17 protein-coding genes are annotated in these 19788 nt (G+C 57.0%); 4 read left to right on the top strand and 13 right to left on the bottom strand.

Annotated elements, in window-relative coordinates:
* Positions 1 to 14: 14 nt before the first annotated feature.
* From ABD796_RS00355 to ABD796_RS00365, 3 genes are all read right to left on the bottom strand, one after another.
* A complete protein-coding gene (locus ABD796_RS00355; RefSeq protein ID WP_344901110.1) occupies positions 15 to 1163 on the bottom strand; it encodes a mandelate racemase/muconate lactonizing enzyme family protein in 1149 nt (382 codons plus the stop codon).
* Positions 1164 to 1402: 239 nt separating this feature from the next.
* On the bottom strand, positions 1403 to 2242 hold the full coding sequence (locus ABD796_RS00360; protein ID WP_344901113.1) for a sugar phosphate isomerase/epimerase family protein: 840 nt from the start codon (positions 2240 to 2242) through the stop codon (positions 1403 to 1405).
* Positions 2243 to 2412: 170 nt separating this feature from the next.
* Positions 2413 to 3054, bottom strand: coding sequence for a GntR family transcriptional regulator (locus ABD796_RS00365; protein WP_344901116.1), 642 nt, complete (start codon positions 3052 to 3054; stop codon positions 2413 to 2415).
* Positions 3055 to 3157: 103 nt separating this feature from the next.
* Between ABD796_RS00365 and ABD796_RS00370 the strand changes: the two genes are divergently transcribed.
* Positions 3158 to 3799 (top strand): GntR family transcriptional regulator, encoded by a 642-nt coding sequence (locus ABD796_RS00370; protein ID WP_344901119.1) that lies wholly within the window; start codon positions 3158 to 3160, stop codon positions 3797 to 3799.
* Positions 3800 to 3935: 136 nt separating this feature from the next.
* Here the strand turns inward: ABD796_RS00370 and ABD796_RS00375 are convergent, their stop codons facing one another.
* Both ABD796_RS00375 and ABD796_RS00380 read right to left on the bottom strand, forming a co-directional pair.
* Entirely contained in the window at positions 3936 to 4664 is a 729-nt protein-coding gene (locus tag ABD796_RS00375) for a DUF6081 family protein (protein WP_344901122.1), read from the bottom strand.
* Positions 4665 to 4690: 26 nt separating this feature from the next.
* Complete coding sequence (locus ABD796_RS00380) at positions 4691 to 5611, bottom strand: prenyltransferase (RefSeq protein ID WP_344901125.1); 921 nt, start codon at positions 5609 to 5611, stop codon at positions 4691 to 4693.
* A 213-nt stretch (positions 5612 to 5824) separates the two neighbouring features.
* Between ABD796_RS00380 and ABD796_RS00385 the strand changes: the two genes are divergently transcribed.
* From ABD796_RS00385 to ABD796_RS00395, 3 genes are all read left to right on the top strand, one after another.
* On the top strand, positions 5825 to 6640 hold the full coding sequence (locus ABD796_RS00385) for a hypothetical protein (RefSeq protein ID WP_344901129.1): 816 nt from the start codon (positions 5825 to 5827) through the stop codon (positions 6638 to 6640).
* A 255-nt stretch (positions 6641 to 6895) separates the two neighbouring features.
* On the top strand, positions 6896 to 8833 hold the full coding sequence (locus ABD796_RS00390) for a hypothetical protein (RefSeq protein ID WP_344901132.1): 1938 nt from the start codon (positions 6896 to 6898) through the stop codon (positions 8831 to 8833).
* Between the two features lie 160 nt (positions 8834 to 8993).
* Positions 8994 to 9224, top strand: a complete 231-nt coding sequence (locus ABD796_RS00395; RefSeq protein ID WP_344901136.1) for a hypothetical protein — start codon at positions 8994 to 8996, stop codon at positions 9222 to 9224.
* A 266-nt stretch (positions 9225 to 9490) separates the two neighbouring features.
* Here the strand turns inward: ABD796_RS00395 and ABD796_RS00400 are convergent, their stop codons facing one another.
* The 8 genes from ABD796_RS00400 to ABD796_RS00435 form a co-directional block, all read right to left on the bottom strand.
* Positions 9491 to 11080, bottom strand: coding sequence for an extracellular solute-binding protein (locus ABD796_RS00400; RefSeq protein ID WP_344901139.1), 1590 nt, complete (start codon positions 11078 to 11080; stop codon positions 9491 to 9493).
* Positions 11081 to 11203: 123 nt separating this feature from the next.
* On the bottom strand, positions 11204 to 12073 hold the full coding sequence (locus ABD796_RS00405; protein WP_344901142.1) for a carbohydrate ABC transporter permease: 870 nt from the start codon (positions 12071 to 12073) through the stop codon (positions 11204 to 11206).
* A 24-nt stretch (positions 12074 to 12097) separates the two neighbouring features.
* Positions 12098 to 13078 carry an ABC transporter permease gene (locus ABD796_RS00410; protein WP_344901145.1) on the bottom strand — a complete coding sequence of 327 codons (981 nt, stop codon included), beginning with the start codon at positions 13076 to 13078 and terminating at the stop codon, positions 12098 to 12100.
* Positions 13079 to 13394: 316 nt separating this feature from the next.
* Positions 13395 to 15737: a helix-turn-helix domain-containing protein gene (locus tag ABD796_RS00415; RefSeq protein WP_344901148.1), complete on the bottom strand. Its 2343-nt coding sequence runs from the start codon at positions 15735 to 15737 to the stop codon at positions 13395 to 13397.
* A 154-nt stretch (positions 15738 to 15891) separates the two neighbouring features.
* Complete coding sequence (locus ABD796_RS00420; RefSeq protein WP_344901151.1) at positions 15892 to 17052, bottom strand: Gfo/Idh/MocA family protein; 1161 nt, start codon at positions 17050 to 17052, stop codon at positions 15892 to 15894.
* A 24-nt stretch (positions 17053 to 17076) separates the two neighbouring features.
* Positions 17077 to 17910, bottom strand: coding sequence for an amidohydrolase family protein (locus tag ABD796_RS00425; protein WP_344901154.1), 834 nt, complete (start codon positions 17908 to 17910; stop codon positions 17077 to 17079).
* 119 nt (positions 17911 to 18029) lie between these two features.
* Complete coding sequence (locus ABD796_RS00430; protein ID WP_344901157.1) at positions 18030 to 18839, bottom strand: IclR family transcriptional regulator; 810 nt, start codon at positions 18837 to 18839, stop codon at positions 18030 to 18032.
* 160 nt (positions 18840 to 18999) lie between these two features.
* Positions 19000 to 19764, bottom strand: coding sequence for an SDR family NAD(P)-dependent oxidoreductase (locus ABD796_RS00435; RefSeq protein ID WP_344901160.1), 765 nt, complete (start codon positions 19762 to 19764; stop codon positions 19000 to 19002).
* Positions 19765 to 19788 lie beyond the last annotated feature (24 nt).

Consider the following 19788-nt stretch of genomic DNA (forward strand, 5'->3'; position numbering starts at 1 on the left):
TGCGCGCTCCCGCGCTACTTGCTCGACTCTCGCTTCTCCCAGCCCTGCTTGAAAAGCGGCAGCCAGTTTCCTACATGGTAAGGATGCTTCCCGACTTCTTCCAAATTCAACTCGACGCCAAGCCCCGGGCCTTCCGGCGGCTGCAAATAGCCGTTGTGCACCTTTAGGGCAGGCATCAGAACTTGCTCCTCCCAAGGCTCGTTGAACTCGTCAAAAATTTCATGCAAATAGAAATTCGGCGTCGCCATGTTCAAATGGCTGCACACGACCGAGCAGACCGGCCCTTGCGCGCTATGCGGCGCCGTTACGCCATTATGGGCGTGGACCATGCCGCAAATTTGCTTCGAGGCGGAAATACCGAGAAACTGCGGCTCCAGCTGTACGATGTGCACCGCATCATGCTTCAGCAATTCGGCGAATTGCTCGCGTGCATAATAGTCCTCTCCGCAGGCAACGGGAACCGGGCTGCGTCTCGCCACCTCGACCATGGCGGCAATCGGCTGGGGAGGAACCGGGGCTTCGAACCAGGTCGGCTGGTACGGAAGCATGGCATCGGCAAATTGCAAAGCGGTGTGGACCGAAAACCGGTTATGTCCTTCGATCAGTATATCGACATCGGGACCGACGGCTTCTCGGACTGCAGCGATATTTTCCAGCGCCAACGAAAAATCGCTCCTCTCCACCGTCCGCCAGGCGGCGCCGAACGGATCGAACTTCAAAGCCGTATACCCTTTGGCCGCGACAGCCTGCGCCTTTTCGTAGAAATGTTCCGGCGTGCGCGGACCGCGGTACCAGCCGTTTGCGTAGCATCTGAGCCGGTCATGGCATCTCCCGCCCAGCAGCTTATAGAGCGGCTGATTCGCCGCCTTCCCCATAATGTCCCAGCAAGCGGTTTCAATGGCAGCCAGCGCCGATCCTTGGATTTGTCCGCCGTTCGAGTAGACGTCGCGAAACAGCCTCAGCCCGATCGCCTCCACGTCAAACGGGCTCATGCCGACGACCAGATGCTTCAGCTCGTGAATCGCCGCCTCCACGGTTTTGGCGAAGCCGTTCAGGGTGCCTTCCCCGAGACCGGTAATCCCTTCATCCGTATCCACCTGGACGAACAACCAATTTTTCCACGGGTTGCCGAGAATATAAGTCCGTATGTTCGTAATCTGCATGCTGTTCCTTCATCCTTTCCAAATTTTTATAATTGTACCGTAGCACGCCTCTAATAGATGCACAAGATGTCTAACTTGTATACATCAAACACCATAAATTGTAAAATAGTGAGACATGGCGCGCTCCGAGTCGGATCATAGCAGAGGCCCTAACCTTTACTGAAGGTTAGGGCCTCTGAAAAACTGCGATTGAATTGGAGTGCGTGTCGATTGCCTGAATGATTCGATGGTTGAGAGATTCAATCTTTCATCTTGATAAAGGGTTGAACCACTTCCCGAACCCGCTCGATCCCCTCCCACATATCTCCCGGCCCGTCGTAGATCATGACGATAGGTCCCTCATAACCCGCTTCTTGAACAAGACGAAGACAGCGCTCCAATTCCGTCCGGTCCAGGTTCCCGTCGGCATCATACTGGGCTTTGGCATGAACGGATACGCTGAAGGGCAATATCATCGATAAAAAGTCGCTCTTATGCGGCTCCTTAAAATTCCCGAAATCGGCAATGATGTTGATGCGGCGGCCCGTCTGTTCCAGAAGCTGCAAACAGCTTGTTCCCGTGGAGGTTAACGACTTAAAGTTCTCGGTTATGAGTTCCACACCCGAATCGGCTGCAAATCTCTCTAATTCCAACAGCCGTGATGCGGATAGCCGGATCGCCTCTTCATCCGTCGGCGCCGCTTCCCCCGCAATGACCCTTATTCGTCTGGCGCCGCATGCAGACGCAATCGATATCCACTGTCGGATAAACAGCATATCCGACTCCGCTCTTGTCGCGGAGGGATTTGTGAGATCGCCGTAATCCAGAAGCAACGTATCCAAGGCGATTTTGGAGGCCGAGAAAGCCTGCTTCAGCGCAAGCAGATAGTCCGGAGCCGTCGACGGAAAATGAAAATGACAAATTTCTACCGCTTGAAACCCTCTTCTTGCCGCTTCCGCAGGCAGGTCAAGCAAGTCAAGAAGATGCGGCTGCGGCTGTTCGACGGTTTTCTGCTTCTGTTCCTCCTCGTCCCAGACCGTCCAATACATCGTTCCCAGTAAACGGTGCAGACTCCATGTACTCAAAGATAAATAAGGCATCCATCCCACGCTCCTCATCCGCCTGTTGAAAGACTGTATTTATCGTAACAGACGTCTCGCCGGGCCGATATCCGCAATGTAGCGAAAAGCTGCCGAATCTTGCTGTCTTTTCCTATTGTCCGTCAGTCCCTTCGCCCCCAAGGGGACTTGCAGCTCACGGATGGACTTCATTAAAGCATGATTGTTTTGACGAATTCGATATGTTTCGCGAGCAGCTCCTCGGTCAGCCCGCCGTCCTGCCCCGCAAGGGCATGACGAATGCGCAGATGCTCCTCGTAGCTTCCCCACAGCCTCTGCTTATTTTTGACGAACGTCGTCCGCACGGCGATCAGAAACTTGTCCTGGAGGCGCGACATCGCTTCCGTATATTCTTCATTGTCCAGGCCGGCGACGATCCTTTCATGAAACTGGCGATCCAGCTCCACGTAATCGGCGATGTTCTCTTCCTCGATGGCCCCCGCCTGCCGCTGCAAAATATCATCCAGCCGTTCGAAAAAAGCCGCATCCAGCCGTCCGGTCAGCTGCCTGGCCGCGAACGTTTCCAAAGCAAGACGCAGCTCGTAGATTTCCAATATTTTTTTCAAAGAGATTTCCTGCACGATGACGCCTTGATTCGGAGACAGCTTGACCAGTCCCATCATCTCCAGACGATCCAGCGCGGACCGGATCGGCGTCTTGCTCATATGCAGCAGATCGCTCAACGATTTCTCGGTAAGAAACGTTCCTCCCGACCAGACGCCGTTCACAATATTCGCTTTGATAACCTCGTACGCTTGTTCCTTCATCGTCTTCGATACCGGCAAATTGAGCATGCTGCCTCCTTCAAATTCGTTGTATGTAACGCAGCACCATCCTTCGGAGCAACTGTGCTATAATACACGCATGTCCATAATTAGGGAAATCGGGTGAACCGGATTGGAACACAAATCGCTGCGACAGCAAGCCTATGAAGCGATCCGCGAATGGTTGTCCACCAGCCGGCTGCCGCGGGGCTTCGTCACATCCGAACTGCAATTGTGCCGAATGCTCGATATGAGCCGAACCCCGGTACGCTCAGCCTTGCAGCAGTTGGAGACGGAAGGCTTCGTGACCATCGCGCCCAAGCACGGCGTACTTATCCTCGATTCCTCGGCGCAGCGCGTCGGCGATCTGCTGGACGTCGTCGCTTCGCTGGCGCTGTTCGCTTTCGAACGGCAAAAAAGCGCGGATGCCGGGGCACTGACTCCTTTCGCCGACGCCCATTGCACCAAACTGCAATCGCTTGTTGGAAATACGGACGACCCCCGCGATATCGACGCAGGAGCCGTATGCGAATGGGAATTCGAGCTGCTCCGTCATCTCATCCGACTGAACCGCAACGCCGAGATGGACCATTTGTTCCGCATAACGTCCGAACGATTGTACTGGCCGCTTAACGCTCGCAGATGGAGCTCTCCCTTTTACCCGGAAACGAAGGCGGTCCTGGAGAGCTTGCTTCGGGACTTACGCGCTGCCAAGGAGACGTTTCCGCAGCGGTTGTTTGCGTATGTCCAGCTTTTGAAGAAAACGTGGACTTGACAGTGAAAAAAGGCCCGCGACCTGCCGTTCCCGCATGGAACAAGCAAAGTCGCAGGCCAAGTCCCGAGTCAGACCGCCCCAAGGATTCACTATGACTTGGGACAATCTGATTTGCCGGTGTCGTCCGCTGTTCGGACTACTCCTTGATCGTCACCGTGACCGGCGACCATTCCCCGATTACCGTCTGACCGTGTACGGACACGCTGCCTTCCGGCGTCAAATCCTTCTCCGTCATGATGCCGAGCGCGATCGTGAAGCGGTTAAACTTGAGCGGCACGCCGCTTTCCCGCCGTACTTCCTCGCCGTTAACATGGAAGACGACTTCATCGTTGGCCCGGTTGTACGTAATGCGGTACGTGTTGAACTCGCGCGGCTTGAAATTCGTCTCCTCTTTGAAAATGCAAAAATAGCGCGTCTTGTCCGATTCGGGCACCTGCACGCCGGGAAACGGCAGGACGGCATACACGCTGGCGTACTTATCGTTTCCCGCGAAGAAATCGAGCGCCGCGCCGGTCGAGAAGTCCAGCAGGTTGAGCGACACGTAGCCGTCGTACAGATCGCCGGGCTCGGTATTCTGCGAACGGGCGCGAATTTGCAGCTCGAAGCTGACTTCCCCCGCCTCGGGCACTTCGACCTGCTCGGCGGAATAATACATATGCTTGGCATTGTCGAGAATTTGCACTTTATCGTGCTTCCGGCTGAGCGGCGCTCTTACGTAAAGAATACCGTTGCGAACAATGACGACGGCGTCGGGTTCGCGGTACGACCAGAATGTGCCGTCCGGCAGCGGAAAGCCGCCGATTTTCCACGGCCCCGTCTCTGCCAGTATCGTATGAAACTCTCCGAACGTTTTTTGCGTTTCCATAGTATGCACCTCTTCGGTCTGGTTGTTTAATTGAGCAAGCCTTGCACCAGCAAAGCGAGTGCGATCAGCCCGCCGGAGCGGACGGACGCTTGGAGTGACGCGCCCATTAACGGCAAGTACGCGCGAGAATCATTCTCATCCTTTAGCGTGCCGTATACGCGAAACAGCTTGGGCGCCGTAATCAAAGCCAGCAGGGCGTACCAGTGCAGCGCCTGGACGGCGATGCAGGCTATCAGCGACGCATAAGCGAGCAAGGCGAGAAAGCGCGAGAAGGCGATCGCTTTCTTCTCGCCCCATACGACGACAAGCGTCCGTTTGCCGGCTTGAAGATCCGCGCGCCAATGGAGGAAGTGGTGATTGAACAAAATCAGCGTCGTCCACAGTCCGACCGGCAGCGACAGCAGCAGCGGCTTGTAGTCGAACTGTTGAAGCTGTACATAATAAGTGCCCATAACCGGCAAAATACCGAAGGAGAGCAGTATCGCTATTTCGCTGTACCCTTTGCCCCGGTAACCGAATTTGAGCGGAGGCGCTACATAAAAATACGCGATCAGCCCGCCGAGAGCTCCGATCGCGAGCGGCCACCAGCCGCTATACAGACTGACCGTTATCCCGCAGGCGACGGCTATGGCGAACAAAGACCAGGTCGCCGCGCCGAACTTCCTCTCCGTCATGACCCCATTGGCCAAAAAGCCCGAGTTCGTCGAGATCGCGGCCGCCGTTTCCTTCGCGGCGACGTCCACCCCGTTGCGGTAGTCCCATAGATCGTTGATCATATTGGAAAACAGGTGGGTGCAAGCCGCCCCGAGCAGCGTGACGAGAAACAACACGGGATGAAACACGCCTTCCCAGGCGTAAGCGCCCAAGCCGCCCAGAATAACCGGAATGACCATAACCGGCAGCACGCGGGCTCGCGTTGCCTTCATCCATAACTTGAGCTTGTCCATATGCGCGACCCTTTCCGATTCTATGATAGATAAATGAAGCTTGAGTCCCAGACTCTATTATAAAACATATCGGCATCGGCCAGCATCTTTTTTTGCTGGCGCGGCTGCCAGCGGATCGGCGGCCCTCTTGCGCAAGCCTATCCGTCATATTTTCTGAAATTGCTAGTATAATAGATTATGGACAATATTCCCATCGGCAAAGGAGAATCCCGTGTGCGCGTAATCGTCGTTCGTCTCCGTTCCCTCCCCCGCCCGGGCAAGCCCGCGACCATCGCACTGCTGCTGTCGGGACTGCTGCTCGGCCTGCTTCTGACGTTCGCGCTCGCCTATCCGCGGAGCGCCACGGATATTTCCGGCGAATACCGCTACGATCGCCGCACCGCTCCGAACGGCATCGTGCTGCATACGATCGAGACGACCCCGGAGCATATCCGGCTGCAAGCGATCGACACGAATGTGACGGGTACTCCGTATTACGGCATCAATGGAGGCTTTTTCTGGGAAGGCTCTCTCCTCAGCATTGCGGTCGTCAACGACAAGCCGTTGAAAGGACTAGCCGGCGATTACGGGTCGGGCTGGTACAATACAGGGGTAAACGGGCATTTGAGGCGGGGAACGCTCGTCTGGGACGAAGCGGCCGGACGTTTCTCGGTCCAGATCGTTCAGGAGGCGGACGAGCTGGTCGTGACCGACAAAGCCCGCTACTGGGCGCAGGGCGGCGTCAGCATGAAACTGGACAACGAAGCGATGCGGCAGCCGACGATGATCGCCGAGGAGATGCCGGCCTATGACGAGGCGCGCATGCGCAGCGGACTCGTCTACGATCGCGCGAATCGGCTGTATATGGTCGTGACGCCGACGCGCTGCACAGTGGAGCAGTTCCGCTCGGCCATTGTCGCGCTGCTCGGCGACCGCCAACTGGTGGACGGCATTCTGCTCGACGGGGACGGCTCGTCCCAGCTGCAGACGAAGCGGGCCCATCTGGCCGGGGACAACCGGCAAGTATACCAGATGCTGACGATCCGTTGACGCCCCGATTCGGTTAAAACTCAACCTTTCGTCGATAGCTTACCGGGGTCTTTTTACCATCGCTTCTGCAATTAACCGAAACTTTCCAGCCAGCAGCTGCGTATGTACAGAATAGCCTAGTACAAAGTCAGAGCTCATTCTCTGTATTCGGAAAGGCCCTACCCCTTGCCTAGCAAGGGGATTGGGTCATTTCACGTTTACGGTTGAGGTCTGACTTTGTGCCAGATCATTCTCAACCCGCCAAGGAGGACCTGAATGTATCCGCAGCTCATGGTTATAGCGATGCTGGCCGACGTAGCGCTGACCGCGTTGATCGGGATCGGCGTCTACTTCGGCTATTCCGTCTACCCCGCGTCACTGCTGGCCGCAGGCGCGCAAATCCCGGCTCCCCCAGGCTTTCACGCTTCCATTCCGCTGTGGATGCCGTCCATTCAGGATATCAAATCCCCCTTGTCGTTTCTGCCCGCGGCGGTTAACCCTTCAGTGCCGTTGACGCTGCTCCTGTCGGTTCTGGTTTTGATCGGACAAAGCTATATGCGCGCGATTTACCTGGGAGGCTTGGGGGCCGTCGTCCGGCGCCAAAGACCCGAGCCTTTGCTCCAGTACGGACGGCGCTATTTTAAACGCATGCTCGGCTGGTCGGCAATCCATACGGCCGTCATGCTCGGGACGATGGGCTTGGGACTGCTGCTCGCGCCTATCGGGGTTCTCGCCATGCTGCTCTGGTTTTTTTACAGTCTAACGCCTTATCTGATCGTGCTTGGCGACCGGTCTTTGTCCGCTGCATTCAGTATGTCTCCTTCGACCATGCGCCGCTATTTTTGGGTATTTTTCCCTTTTTCGTTATTAGCGCTTATGACGTCCGGTTTCATCAGTTTGTTTAACCAGGCTTCCCCGCCGTACGGCTATTATGGAGCTATGCTCGTCTACGCGGTCGTCGGCACGCTGCTGATCGGCGAGTTTATGCGTCGGCTCCAGTTGGCGCTTCACCCGACTGACGGCGAGGAGCCATTCGCAGGTCTGGCGGAGCTTATCCCAGCGGTCCAGCCGGTCAAGCGCTCGCGGTCGTTGCTTGCAACGGCGTTGCTGTTTGTCGTTCCGGCTTGCGGCGCATGGCTCGCAGCCGGCTACCACGTCGAGGGAATCGGCCGGCTGTTATCCAAGCCCGCGCAGGAGAAGAGCGGCATCTCTTACTCGGCCGGCTTTTCCGAGGCGCTGTACGCCTCCAAGCAATTGTATGACACCTACGATTGGAACGACGGCCCTTACCGGCTGCAGATCTCGCTGCCCGATCTGTCCGGCGGACGCATCCACAACGAGCTGCGCGGGATCGCCACCGTCATCTGGGCGATCAAACGAGAGCATATCGACAGGACAGGAAGCGGCCGGATAGTCCGGTTCGAGGAAGAAATGACCGAGCAGAAGATCGCGTATCGTCTTGTGCGGACGGTCGCCCGGGACGGGACAGCCTATTATTCCAGCGCGGGCGGATATGTTTCCCTATTGGGGCTGGACAACGAAAGCCAGGAGCCGCAAGCGCTGCTGATGAACATAAGCGGCGACGGGAGCAGCGTGTTTATCGAACGCCATCCTTCCCGTTTCGGGCAGCCGTCATATCGCACTTCGGACGATGGCCGCTTTTTCATTCCGAAAACGAGCCGGGTCAATCCCGACGACTTCCGCACGTATTGGTTCGCCAAGGAGCTGCGTCAGGAGGATGTCCTCGACTTGCTGGCCGCCAAAAACAAACAATCCGGCATCGGACCGGACCGGCAGCCGCTGCAGCTTGCGGTCGCTCTCCAAGAGGCGGACGGTCATATGGTCAAGGCCGCGTTGGCGGCGATCGCGGCTACAGGAGCCAAGGTCACGGCTCCGGACTGGAGCGAGGGGCAATGGTCGGCCTATTTGCGGGACAGCTATAAGCAAGCCGATCTGCCGACCACCTTGTCTTATTTGGCCAAAACCGGGGTGAAGTACTCGTATGAGCAGCAGGAACTGACTGTTCCGACCGACGCCTCTCTACCGGCACCCGGCGATTCCCGCCAAGACGGAGCGCCGTCGGGTGACATCGAACAGCAGCCGAAGCGTTATAGGCTGCAAGTCCCATTTCCCGGGAAATTAGTCGCAATCGAATACACGATGAAACCGGACGGCCAAGTGACCGATTTGGAGCTGTTTCCGGAAGAAAAGTAGTAAGCGTTTTGGAAACAAGCGGGAAGTATATTTAAGCGAGCGACGATGTCTTCAATAAGGCCGGTCCGATTCATGCAGCAGCTGCAATTTACATTGGACGCGCCCGCCCTCACAATCTACTACGGTTTGCATAAGGTAGTAGACGGGGAGGTGTTTCGCTATGATGGTCCTTTACTCTACCGCTCGCAACATGTTGAACCGCCGGGTGAAGATCCACACGAAGTCGGGCAAAACGCACATCGGCAAAATCGTCAAAGTGACCAAAACCCACGTCTATCTGCAAAAAACGCGCCGCAAAACCAAAGGCAAGGCGAGCACGAAGTTTTTCTTCGCGCCGTTCATCCTGCCGCTCGTGCTGTTCGATCTGCTTGCGATCGTCCTGCTTATCTGACAGCTCTTCAAGTGATAAAAGAACCTTCAATTCCTGCTCTCACAGCGGGAGTTGAAGGTTCTTTTTTATGATTCCAGACTGAACAGTCTACTTGCAGGCACTTGCAAATCCGGAAAGACGACAGACCGGATCGTTTCCTGCTCGGCGTAGAGACTCCGTATCTGATAAGCGCCATCCTGCAGCGAGTAGACATGGACCGTCCGGTTCCCCGGATCCGGCAGACCCCGGATTACCGAGGTCGCCGAACCAACATGAGGAGACGCCGCTTACTTTTTCAGGTTGGAGAACCAGTCGTTCGCTTCCTTCGCCATTTGCTCGCCGCCGCCGCTTCTCCATTTTTTCACGAACTCGTCGAATTCGCCGATCGACTTGTCGCCGGTAATGATGGAGATAAATGTTTGATCCTGAAGCTTTTGCAGCTCGGCTTGGTATTTCGCCTGCGCCGGAAGCGCTGTCAGCAGCTGGTTGCGGATGCCGCCCTTCTCGTAGCCGTTATCCGACGCCCACTTGTTGCGCTTGGCCATCGAGATCGAGGAAAACTCCGGCAGCTCGAGCGATTCCATTACGTTATTGGCGCCCATTTTCTCTAAATCTTGGGTCGATGCATTGTTCTTGAGCAGCGGAACCTTATCCGCATCGAACGTCCAGTCCTCGCCTTGGACGCCGAACATGGCCGTCACATAGTTTTCATAGGAGGAGGCGCTGATCGTATCAATCATTTGCAGCACTTTGGCCAGCTTGTCCGGATCTTTTTGCAGCTGCTTGCCGAAGGAGATAAAATTGCCGTTCAACAAGCTTCCTTGAGGGGCGCCCATCTTCCCGGTCGGCCCTACCGGAGGGAGTCCTTGCATCAAGGCGTCCGCCGCGGCCGGATTGACTTTCTTCATCTCCACATAGTCGTGGGATGCGGTGTCGCCCTCGAACAGCAGCGGCTTCCAGTGATAGAAGGAGCCGAGGCTGGACAAGCCGATCCGTCCGTTAATGAAGGCGTGCGACAGCGCCCAATACCCGCCGGTGTTCTCGCCGGTAATGAATTCCGGATCGATGACGCCGTCCTTGTACCATTTGTTCAGCAATTGAAGCGCTTGCTTGATTTCCGGCTGGACCGCCCCGTACACGAGCTTGCCGTCTTTCTCGCTCCAACGGTCGGGCAGGTAGCCGAATGCGCCGTAGATAAGCGGAAGCGATGACGCGGACAAGCCGTACGTATCCTTTTTGCCGTTTTTATCCGGGTCTTCGTTGGCGATCTTGTAGACGGCTTTCTCGAATTCGTCCAGCGTTTCCGGCGGCTTGGACAAGCCGATGTTTTTCAGCCAGTCGCCTCTCCAGACGATCGGGGCGCGGAAGCGGTCGTACATGATCAGCTTCGGAATCCCGTATATTTTGCCGTTCACCTTGGCGTATTCGAAGGCGTTTGGCATTTCCTTCTCGGTTTTTGCGTATACGTTCGGCGCGTATTTCTTCAGCATATCGAGCGGAATTTCCGCCAGCAGATCCTGATTGACATACTGCTGCAGCGTGGCGAAGCCGTTGACGACCATCCGGTCGGGAATTTCGCCGGAGGCGAATTTGAGGTTCATCATTTCGGTAAAATTTTTCGATTCGACATTCCAAATGTCCAGCTTCACGCCGAGCTTCTCATTCCAGTATTTGATCATTTTGGCGTTGGCATCGACCGGAGTCGATTGACCGGATACCCACGATACCGTATAGATTTTGTCGGCCGGCTTCGCGGCGTCCCCGTCTGCCGCGTTTCCCTGCTCTTTGTCCTTCGCGCCGCAGCCTACCGCCACCAAGGCAAGCAGCAAGGAAGCGGACATGGTGACCGCGAACCGTTGGTTGAATGGTTTGTTCATTCGGTTGACCTCCCGTATACATAAGTTCTGGTTGAATCTATGGCTTGCTCGCGGAAGCCGGCCGGAGCCGGGCTTCGCACGCTTACGCCCGCATTTGCGGCCAAAAACGGCGCCGTGCCGCCCTCAGCCTTTCAGGGAGCCGACGAGAACGCCTTTGACGAAATACTTTTGCAGGAACGGATAGAACATGACGATCGGGATAATGGTTACCATCAGCGTTGCCGCCTTGATCGTCTCCGGATTGACAGCGAGATTCGGATCCTCATAGGAGTTCAGATCCATCATATCCTTCGTGCCGAGCAGCACGATTCTTCGCATGACGACCTGCAGCACCTGCTTGTGCGAATCGGTCATGTAGATCAGGCTGTCGAACCAGGCGTTCCAATGGGAGACGGCCGTCCACAGCGCCAGCGTGGCGATGATCGGCATCGAAATCGGCACGACGATGCGGAACAGGATGACGATGTCGTTCGCCCCGTCGATTTTGGCCGACTCCTCCAGACTTTCCGGGATCGCCATGAAGAAGTTGCGGGCGATAACGAGCGAGAAGGCGCTGACGAGCGACGGGAGCACAAGCGCCCATACGCTGTTCATCAGACCGAGGTTTTTGATCAGCAAATAGTTCGGAATGAGCCCGCCGCTGAAAAACATCGTGAACACGATGAATCCGGTCCAGAACGTCCGGTGCGGAAAAAATCGTTTCGCCAGCGGATAAGCCGCGAATATCGTAGCCGCCAGCGACAGCGCCGTGCCGAGCACCGTGCGCAGCAGCGTGTTCATAAACCCGCTCAGCACGAACTCGTTGGTGAACACTTTTTTATAGTTGGCCAGCGTCATTTCCGGCGGAATGAGATGAATCGTCGTCAGCGGCACGTTGCCGGTGCTGAGCGACAGCGACAGCAGATGCACGAACGGAAACAACGTGGTGGCGCAAAACGCGATCATAAACGCCGCATTGACGACATCGAACAGATGCCCCTTGTGCAGTTTCATCGCGGAATCCCCCTTTGCAACAGGCTACCATAGGCCGTATTCGTTATATTTTTTGGCTGCCGCATTGGCGGTCAGCACGAGCGCGAAGGCGATCAGGTTTTTGAACAAGCCGACCGCGGTGGAGAAGCTGTACTGCATATTGACGAGCCCCATCCTGTACGTGTACGTGCTGAGCACGTCGCCGACTTCCATAACGGCGCTGTTGTACAGGTTGAACACCTGATCGAAGTCGTCGTTGACGAGCCGGCCTACGGCGAAGATAAGCATGATCGTAATGACCGGAGCCATCGCGGGAAGCGTAATGTACCGCATCCGGTGAAACCGGTTCGCCCCGTCCACCGTGGCCGCCTCGTGCAGCTCCGGATTGACGCCGGCTATGGCCGCCAAATAGACGATCGTTCCCCAGCCGAGCTCCTTCCATATATCCGTGGCGACCAGTACGGAACGGAACCATTCGGTGCTCCCGAGGAAATAGATCGGCTTCATCCCGAACGCCTGCATAATGAGATTGACCGGGCCAATCGAAGGCGACAAAAACTGGATCGCCAAACCGCCGAGTACGACCCAGGACAGGAAATGCGGGAAGTAGCTGATCGTCTGCACGAATTTTTTGAACACCGACAAGCGGATTTCATTAAGCAGCAGCGCGAACGCAATCGGCGCGGGGAAGCCGAACATCAGCTTGTAGCAGCTGATCAGGATCGTATTGCGGAACACTTGCCAGAAGCTGCCGAGACCGAACAGCTCGCGGAAGTGCTCGAAGCCGACCCACGGGCTGCCCATTATGCCCAGACTGAATTTGTAATCCTTGAATGCAATCAGAACACCGTATATCGGGACGTAATGAAAGATGAAGTAATAAACCGCAGCCGGTATAAACAGCATCGTCAAATATTTGTATTTCCAGTAGTCGCGGAACGGCTTCGCGAAACGGGCGGTTCGTCCTCCAGCTTCGGCGGCTTTGCGGCCGGCGGCCGGCGCTTTTGGATCGAGGGTGTGCTGCATGTGCCGGTAGCTCCTTTCTGTCTGATGGGGTATGACTTGCCATGCCCCTACCATAGCCGAAGCGCCCAGAAAGCCTCAATACCAAATAGCGCAGATCATGGAACAGGTTCAAGATTTGCCGGTATTTGGCCCGAAACGATATGCAGAACATACAACAAGCTGCTTGCGGAGCCTGGGGACAATAGAGGCATGGCGAAAAACCCCTTCCGCCAATGCAAAAAAACGTGCCGGCAGCACGCTTCGCTGCTGGGCGATCGGCATGCCGGACACGTTATCGTTTCTCCCGCCGGAGCCTCGGCGATGTCGCTTTCGCTTCCTACGGCTGGCTGGACGTGTAATTGACCTTGTAGGTTTTCGGTGTGACCCCGTACGCTTCCTTGAACTTCTTGATAAAGTAAGCGGGCGTGTTGAAGCCAACGCTTGCGGCAATCCGCTCGACGGTCAAATCGGTCGTCTTGATCAGCTGCGCGGCCGCCTCCAGTCTCCGTTTGTTGACGTAATCGACGAAGTTGATCCCCGTCTCTTCCTTGAACAGCTGGCTGAAATAGCGCGGATGCAGATGAACCCGCTCGGAGACGATCTGAAGGCTCAGATCGTGAGCCAGATTGGCCTCCACGAACGTCTTCACCCGCTCGACCGACTCGCTGCCCCGATTCTTTCCGCGCTCCTCCACGAAAAGGAACGTCTGCTCGACCGCGTCCAGCAGCCATACGCGGAATTGCCGGATATCGGCGATGCGCTGAAACCGTTCCAACGATTCGCCCGCGATCACATCCGACGACTTGAGATTCATCTCCTTCACGTACATACGGTACGCGTTCATCCACTGCTTCCACACTTCGTGGCAATACTCGGCGGACAAGCCGTCCTTTTCCATGCGTCCGACGAGCTCGGACACCGAGGCAGCGACGGCGTCAGCGTTGCGCGCGCGCAGCGCTTCGGCGAACGATTCGGTCAGCTGCTCAGGCAGCTCCTCGCGGCTTCGTTCCCTCGCCGAGCTGAGCGAGAACGGAAAAAAACGGCGCTCCGGCATGAAATACCGGTACTTCAAGCCCGCCTGCGCTTCGGCGTACGATTCGTGAAGCCGCAGCGGATCTTCCACCCAGTCCCCCCACGCCGCCTCGAGGCTGATGCGAAAATGTCCGGCGGCATAGGCGAATAGCTTCTCCACGAGAGTGCCAAGCAAACGCTCGTCGCGGTCGTCGGCGTGCGCGATCGCAGTGATTTCCCGCGAGGAGGACGTAACGGCCGTGCATTGCAGCGGAATATTGCCGGTCTGCTCCAGCTCGCGCACCAGATTGTACAAAATAATCTGCTCGTCCTCGACGCTCAGCCCTTCCATGCCGGTCTCGTCGAGACGGACGATCACTGCGCACGCCCAGCGCTCGGGCCAGCTCATGCCGAGCAGGCGCAGTCGCTCTTCCAGCTCGCCGGCGCTGGCGATATTGCGGTTCAACAGCCCGGATACGAGATGATGGCGGATGATCGGCACGTTTTCCTGCACCGTCATCTCCAGCTCGCCCATCTTCAACGAGACGCCCGCGACGATCCGGTCCAGCAGCTTGTACTCGTTCTCGTGGCGGCTGCTCTGCTGATCGTTCGTCTCCGCCGGCTCGAACATCCCTCTCACCTTGCGGAGCAGCGTCTTGAGCGGGCTGTACATGTTGAAGGTAAGCACCTGGGACAGCAGCAGGCCAATCACGACGGCCGCCAGGCATATGAGCAGCAGCGTCCGCTGAATCGCCGTCGCATTTTTGTTGTATTCGTTGACCGGGGTCGCCTGGATCAGCCGCCAGCCGTTATCCGGCAGCGTCGTGTACGTCAGCAAATACTCCGTTCCGCCGAGCATCCGGTTCAAGCTTCCCCGGCCCGGCCCGGCTGCGCCGATCTCCTGCAGCAGAGCGACGTCCCCGCCCCCCGCTATACCGTCCGTCCGCTCGTTACCGTAGGCGATGACTTGCCCGGCGCCGTCGATAATCCACTGCCGTCCCCGGTCCGTCTCGTCGTTCGAACGGATGGTGCCGCTGAATGCCTCCGCCTTCAGATTGACGGCGAAGTATCCTTTGGCCGTATCGGCCGTCGAATTGTACGGGTAAGTCCCGACGAACGTAACGAGCCGCGTTCCCCCGTCTGTCGAACGGACGTTGACCGGGACGCTGCGCGTCTCGATCCAGAGCGCCGGAGAACCGGCCCGGTCCATTCGCTCGATCCAGTCGGTGCTGGCCGCGATTTTGTCCGGAACGCTGTTCAGAAACGCTACGCCCTGTAGCGAAGAGAGGATCGTCTTGTCGTCGCGGAAGTAGACCGCTACCGAATCGACGGTATCCGGATACATCGCCACGATGCCTTTCAGATCGTCGGCGATGGTTTTCATTTTGGCGTAATTGCCGGCGATCGGATTGTTGTAGAAATACAAAATGTCCGGTCTCGTCGCCATTTCCAAATATATTTTTTGCGCCCGCCCAAGCAGATTGCCCGATAGCTGGTCGGCCGTATGGCTCAGCATACGGGCGTGCACCTTCTCGACCTCGGCGTTCAGGCTCGACGTAAAGAAGACGTAAGAGGTCGCTCCTATAACGATCGTGGTGACAAGCAGCAGAACGGCGTAGGACAAAAACAGCCGGTAAAACACGCTATTCATCTTGGTCAACAGCTTCACAGGCTTCACTCCCCGGCCGTCGGAGCAACCGACGATAGTTATGGGCACTTCTCGAATGTAAGCGATTTCCACAACGCCGAAAGACGCGAAGGCACATGGAGCCCATGTGCCTCTGGCAAAAGCCGCTTGACGATTCGGGTGTTGCGCTTACCGGCTACAGGCGGATAAACTGCTCCTTGTACGTGCTGGAGCGGCGGAAATCCGGCACATCCATCGCCCTGCCGCCGTTCGTGACGGAAAGCTCGGACAAGAGACCGACCGCCGTCCATTCACAAGCATCATAAACGTCGATCGGCGGCTTCGTTCCGTTGCGGATGGAGTCGACGAAATCCTGCACGATAAAATAGTCTCCGCCCCAATGGCCGGCGCTGCGCTGCTCTTCGGTCACGTTGCGGTACCTTTCCGGCAGCAGGTCGTAAAAGTCCGACAAAGGACGCCACTCTGCCTTACTCGGATCTTCGCCTTCGGTTTGGAAATAAATTTTATGATCGTCGCCAAGACCCCGAGGCGCTTCGTAGCAGCCCTTCGTCCCTTGCAGCGTGTAGTAGGCGCCGTTATGCGGACGGTTGGATACGCAGTCCACGCGGATTCTAATCAGCTTGCCGCTTTCCAGCTGGCACATCGTGACCGACGTATCCTCCTGGCGGAATTGCGGAGCGGTGTGCCAGCCGGTGGCAAAGGTCGAGATCGACTTGATACGGTCGCCCTTGAACCATTGCATGACCGGACCGAGACTGTGCGTCGGATAAAACGTGCCGCGTTTGCCGAACTGCCAGTAGTTGCGCCACGACGTTTTGCCGCCGGTCGGCTGTTCTCCGGGCATGCGGCGGTTATAACCGTAAGCCAAATGTTTAATATCGTGCAAATATTCGCCCTCGCCGAAGTACACGTCGCCGAGAAGCCCCTGCCCCACCATGTTGGCGATGAGCTGATTGGTCGGAATGTAGCAGTAGTTCTCGGCAAACATATAGACTTTGTCGCTGTGCTTCTCGACCGCTTCCTTCAGCCACCACAGCTCCTCCATCGTGACGCCTGCGGTGACCTCGCTCAGCACATGCTTGCCCGCCTCGAGCGCCTGAATCGTCTGCTGCACATGCAGCTGCATCGGCGTGGAAATGACGACCGCATCGATATCCGATTCCAGCATATCTTCATATACGCGGTACGTATGCGGAATACCGTACAAAGCCGCCTGTTCCTGCAGCAGTCCTTCATGCAGGTCGCACAGGGCGGTTACTTCGACGTCGGGGACAGCCCGGAAGCCGAGCAGGTTGCTCAGCCCCCTGGCTCCGACGATCCCAATTTTCAGCGTCATCGGGTTCAGCTCCTATTTTATAAATTACACGAGTCCGAGAATATCCGGCGTATTGCGATGAATGATCTCCTCGATCAACCGGTCGGGAATTTGCGGCAGCATCGTGCCTTGTGCAAACTGATTCACATTGCGCAGCAGCTCGATCGTCTTCTGTGTCGAGAAGAAAGGAAAATCCGAGCCGAACAAAATTTTATGCGTTACGCCGTATTCCATCGCGGAGACAAGGGCATTGTAAAACTGCCACGGACGCGAGCCGAGCGCCGACATATCCATATACACATTCGGATTTTTGCGCACCACGGAGATGCACTCGTCGATCCACGGGTGGCCCATATGCGCAATAATCATTTTGAGCTGTGGAAACGCTCTCGCAATCGGGTCCAGTTCGACCGGACGGGAGGCGTCCAAATAGCCTTCGGGAATGAAGGACGTCCCCTGATGCCACAAAATCGGCAGCTTCAGTTCATTTGCCTTGGCGTACAAAGCGTAATGTCTCGAATCGTTCGGGTAAAAGTTTTGGTAGATCGGTGCGATCTTCAGACCGCTCAGCTTGTATTCGGCGATCGCCTCGTGCAGCAGCCGGGGGGCGTCCGGACGGTTCGGATCGATGCTGGCGAAGCCGAACAGCCTGCCAGGATCGGTGGCGACGTAGCGCGCGACATCCTCGTTCGGCACGATGCAGCCTGTAGCCGGCGCGTCGAAGGCAAGCACGATCGCTCCGTCGAAGCCGCGAACGTTATCCCGGTGCTCCTCCTCGGTCGCGACAATCTCGATGTCCCAAGCCCGCTTGGCCGCGGCGGCGAAAGCCCCGCCGACTTGGCCGGGAAGAAACAGATGCGTATGACAATCGAATATCATAGACATGACCCGCCTTTATTCGGCTCTGGGCGAGGCCGGCGAAAGCATGTAACGAGCTTGCGCCGGTAACCGCCGCGGGCCGTAATTTGGTACGATAGCGGCCCCGGGCTTCTATACCCTTAGTGGCCGCTCTCTTGGCGGGGCAAAGCTCCGCCTTCATTGTCCTGCTGCAAGTACCCGAGTTCGGCCGAGATCCGGTCCGCCGTAGCCTTGACCGCTTCGCCGATTTGCTGGAACTTCGTGGCAGGCAAATCCTTGTTCAGCGAAGTGAGGCTGATCGAAGCAAACACGTGGCCGGTTTCGTTGCGGATTGGAGCGCCGATGCAGCGGATGCCTTCCTCGAATTCCTCGTCCTCGATCGAATAGCCATACTTTCGCACATAGCGGACATCGTCCATCAGTTTTTCCAGCGTACGGGCTTTTTTATCCGACGATCCTTCCAGTTCGGCTTCCATCAGCTCGGCAATGTACGCGTCGGTCATGCCGGAAGCGATCGCCTTGCCGACCCCGGACATATGCAAAGGCTGAACTTGCCCGATGTTGGTAGCGAAACGGACGAACCCGCCGCCCTCGATCTTGTCGACGTAGACCGGCTTATCTTTCTCCACGACAGCCAGATGAACCGTATACGGCGTGTCGGCGACGAGCTTCTCCAGATGCGGACGGGCTACGGTTACCAGATCCATCGACTTCATATAGCCGATTCCCCAACGCAGCACGCCGTGTCCGAGCCGGTATTTGCCTTCGGCGTTTTTCTGGATCAGCGAGTATTGCTCCAGCGTGTTCAGAATGACGAAGGCGGTCGATTTGGGCACATTCAGCGAGCTATGGATTTCCTGGATTGTCAATTGTCGGTCGGACAACGCATTCAGGATAGCTACCGTTTTATCGATCGCCGGAACGGAATATTCTTTCGGCTGCTTTTTCAAGTGCGGTTCCTCCTTTCCTTCATGCGTTTCATGCCATAAACGGTGAAACGACCCATACGGCCGCGCTTTCGGTAACCAGCGGCGGGAGGGCCGGCTGGCATATTCCATGACAAACGGAGCGACACGATTCCGCGGGATAGTCCGATACGGGCAGCGTGGCTTACAGCTCGCCCGCGTTGGCCAGATGTCCCCCGTCTACCGGCAGCGTGACGCCGGTAATATAGGAAGCGTCTTCGGAAGCCAGGAACAGGAACGCATTGGCCACTTCTTCGACTGTGCCGGTACGGCCCATCGGCGTACGGGCGGTCAAATTCAACGAGCTGTCCTGCTGCTTCAGCTTCCGGTCGAGCGGCGTATCGATGAAGCCCGGAGCGACCGCATTGACGCGAATGCCGTGCGGCGCCAGCTCCACGGCCATCGATTGCGTAAGCAGTACGACCGCGCCCTTGGAGGCGTTGTAATGCGCCAGCATCGAGCTACCCGCCAGCCCATTCTTGGAGGTCATGTTGACGATCGATCCGCCCTGGCCGCGTTCCGTCATCCGGTTCACAATCGCTTGGCTGAGCACGAACATCGCATTAACATTGACATCCATCACCTTCGTCCAGCGGTCCAGCGATATGCCCGAGAACGGCTCGCGGAATGCGATGCCTGCATTGTTGATGAGCACGTCGATCGCCCCCATCGTCGACCAGGCCTGCTCGGCCGCGGCAAGAGCGGCGTCCAGATCGCTCAGGTCGCATACCGCATGCTCGACGCGCGCAGCGCCCCGGTCGAGCAGCGCTTCCGCGGTTTCCTGCAGCTCGGCGGCGCGTACGTCGAGCAGGTAAAGCTCGGCGCCCTCGGCGGCGAACTTCTCGGCGATACCTTGACCGATCCCCTGCGCGGCGCCCGTAATCAGTACCTTTTTCCCGTGAAGCTTCATCAGATATGGCTCCTTTGTAGGCGA

This window comes from Paenibacillus hodogayensis (genome assembly GCF_039536325.1).
In the GTDB taxonomy this organism is placed as follows: Bacteria; Bacillota; Bacilli; order Paenibacillales; family NBRC-103111; genus Paenibacillus_AB; species Paenibacillus_AB hodogayensis.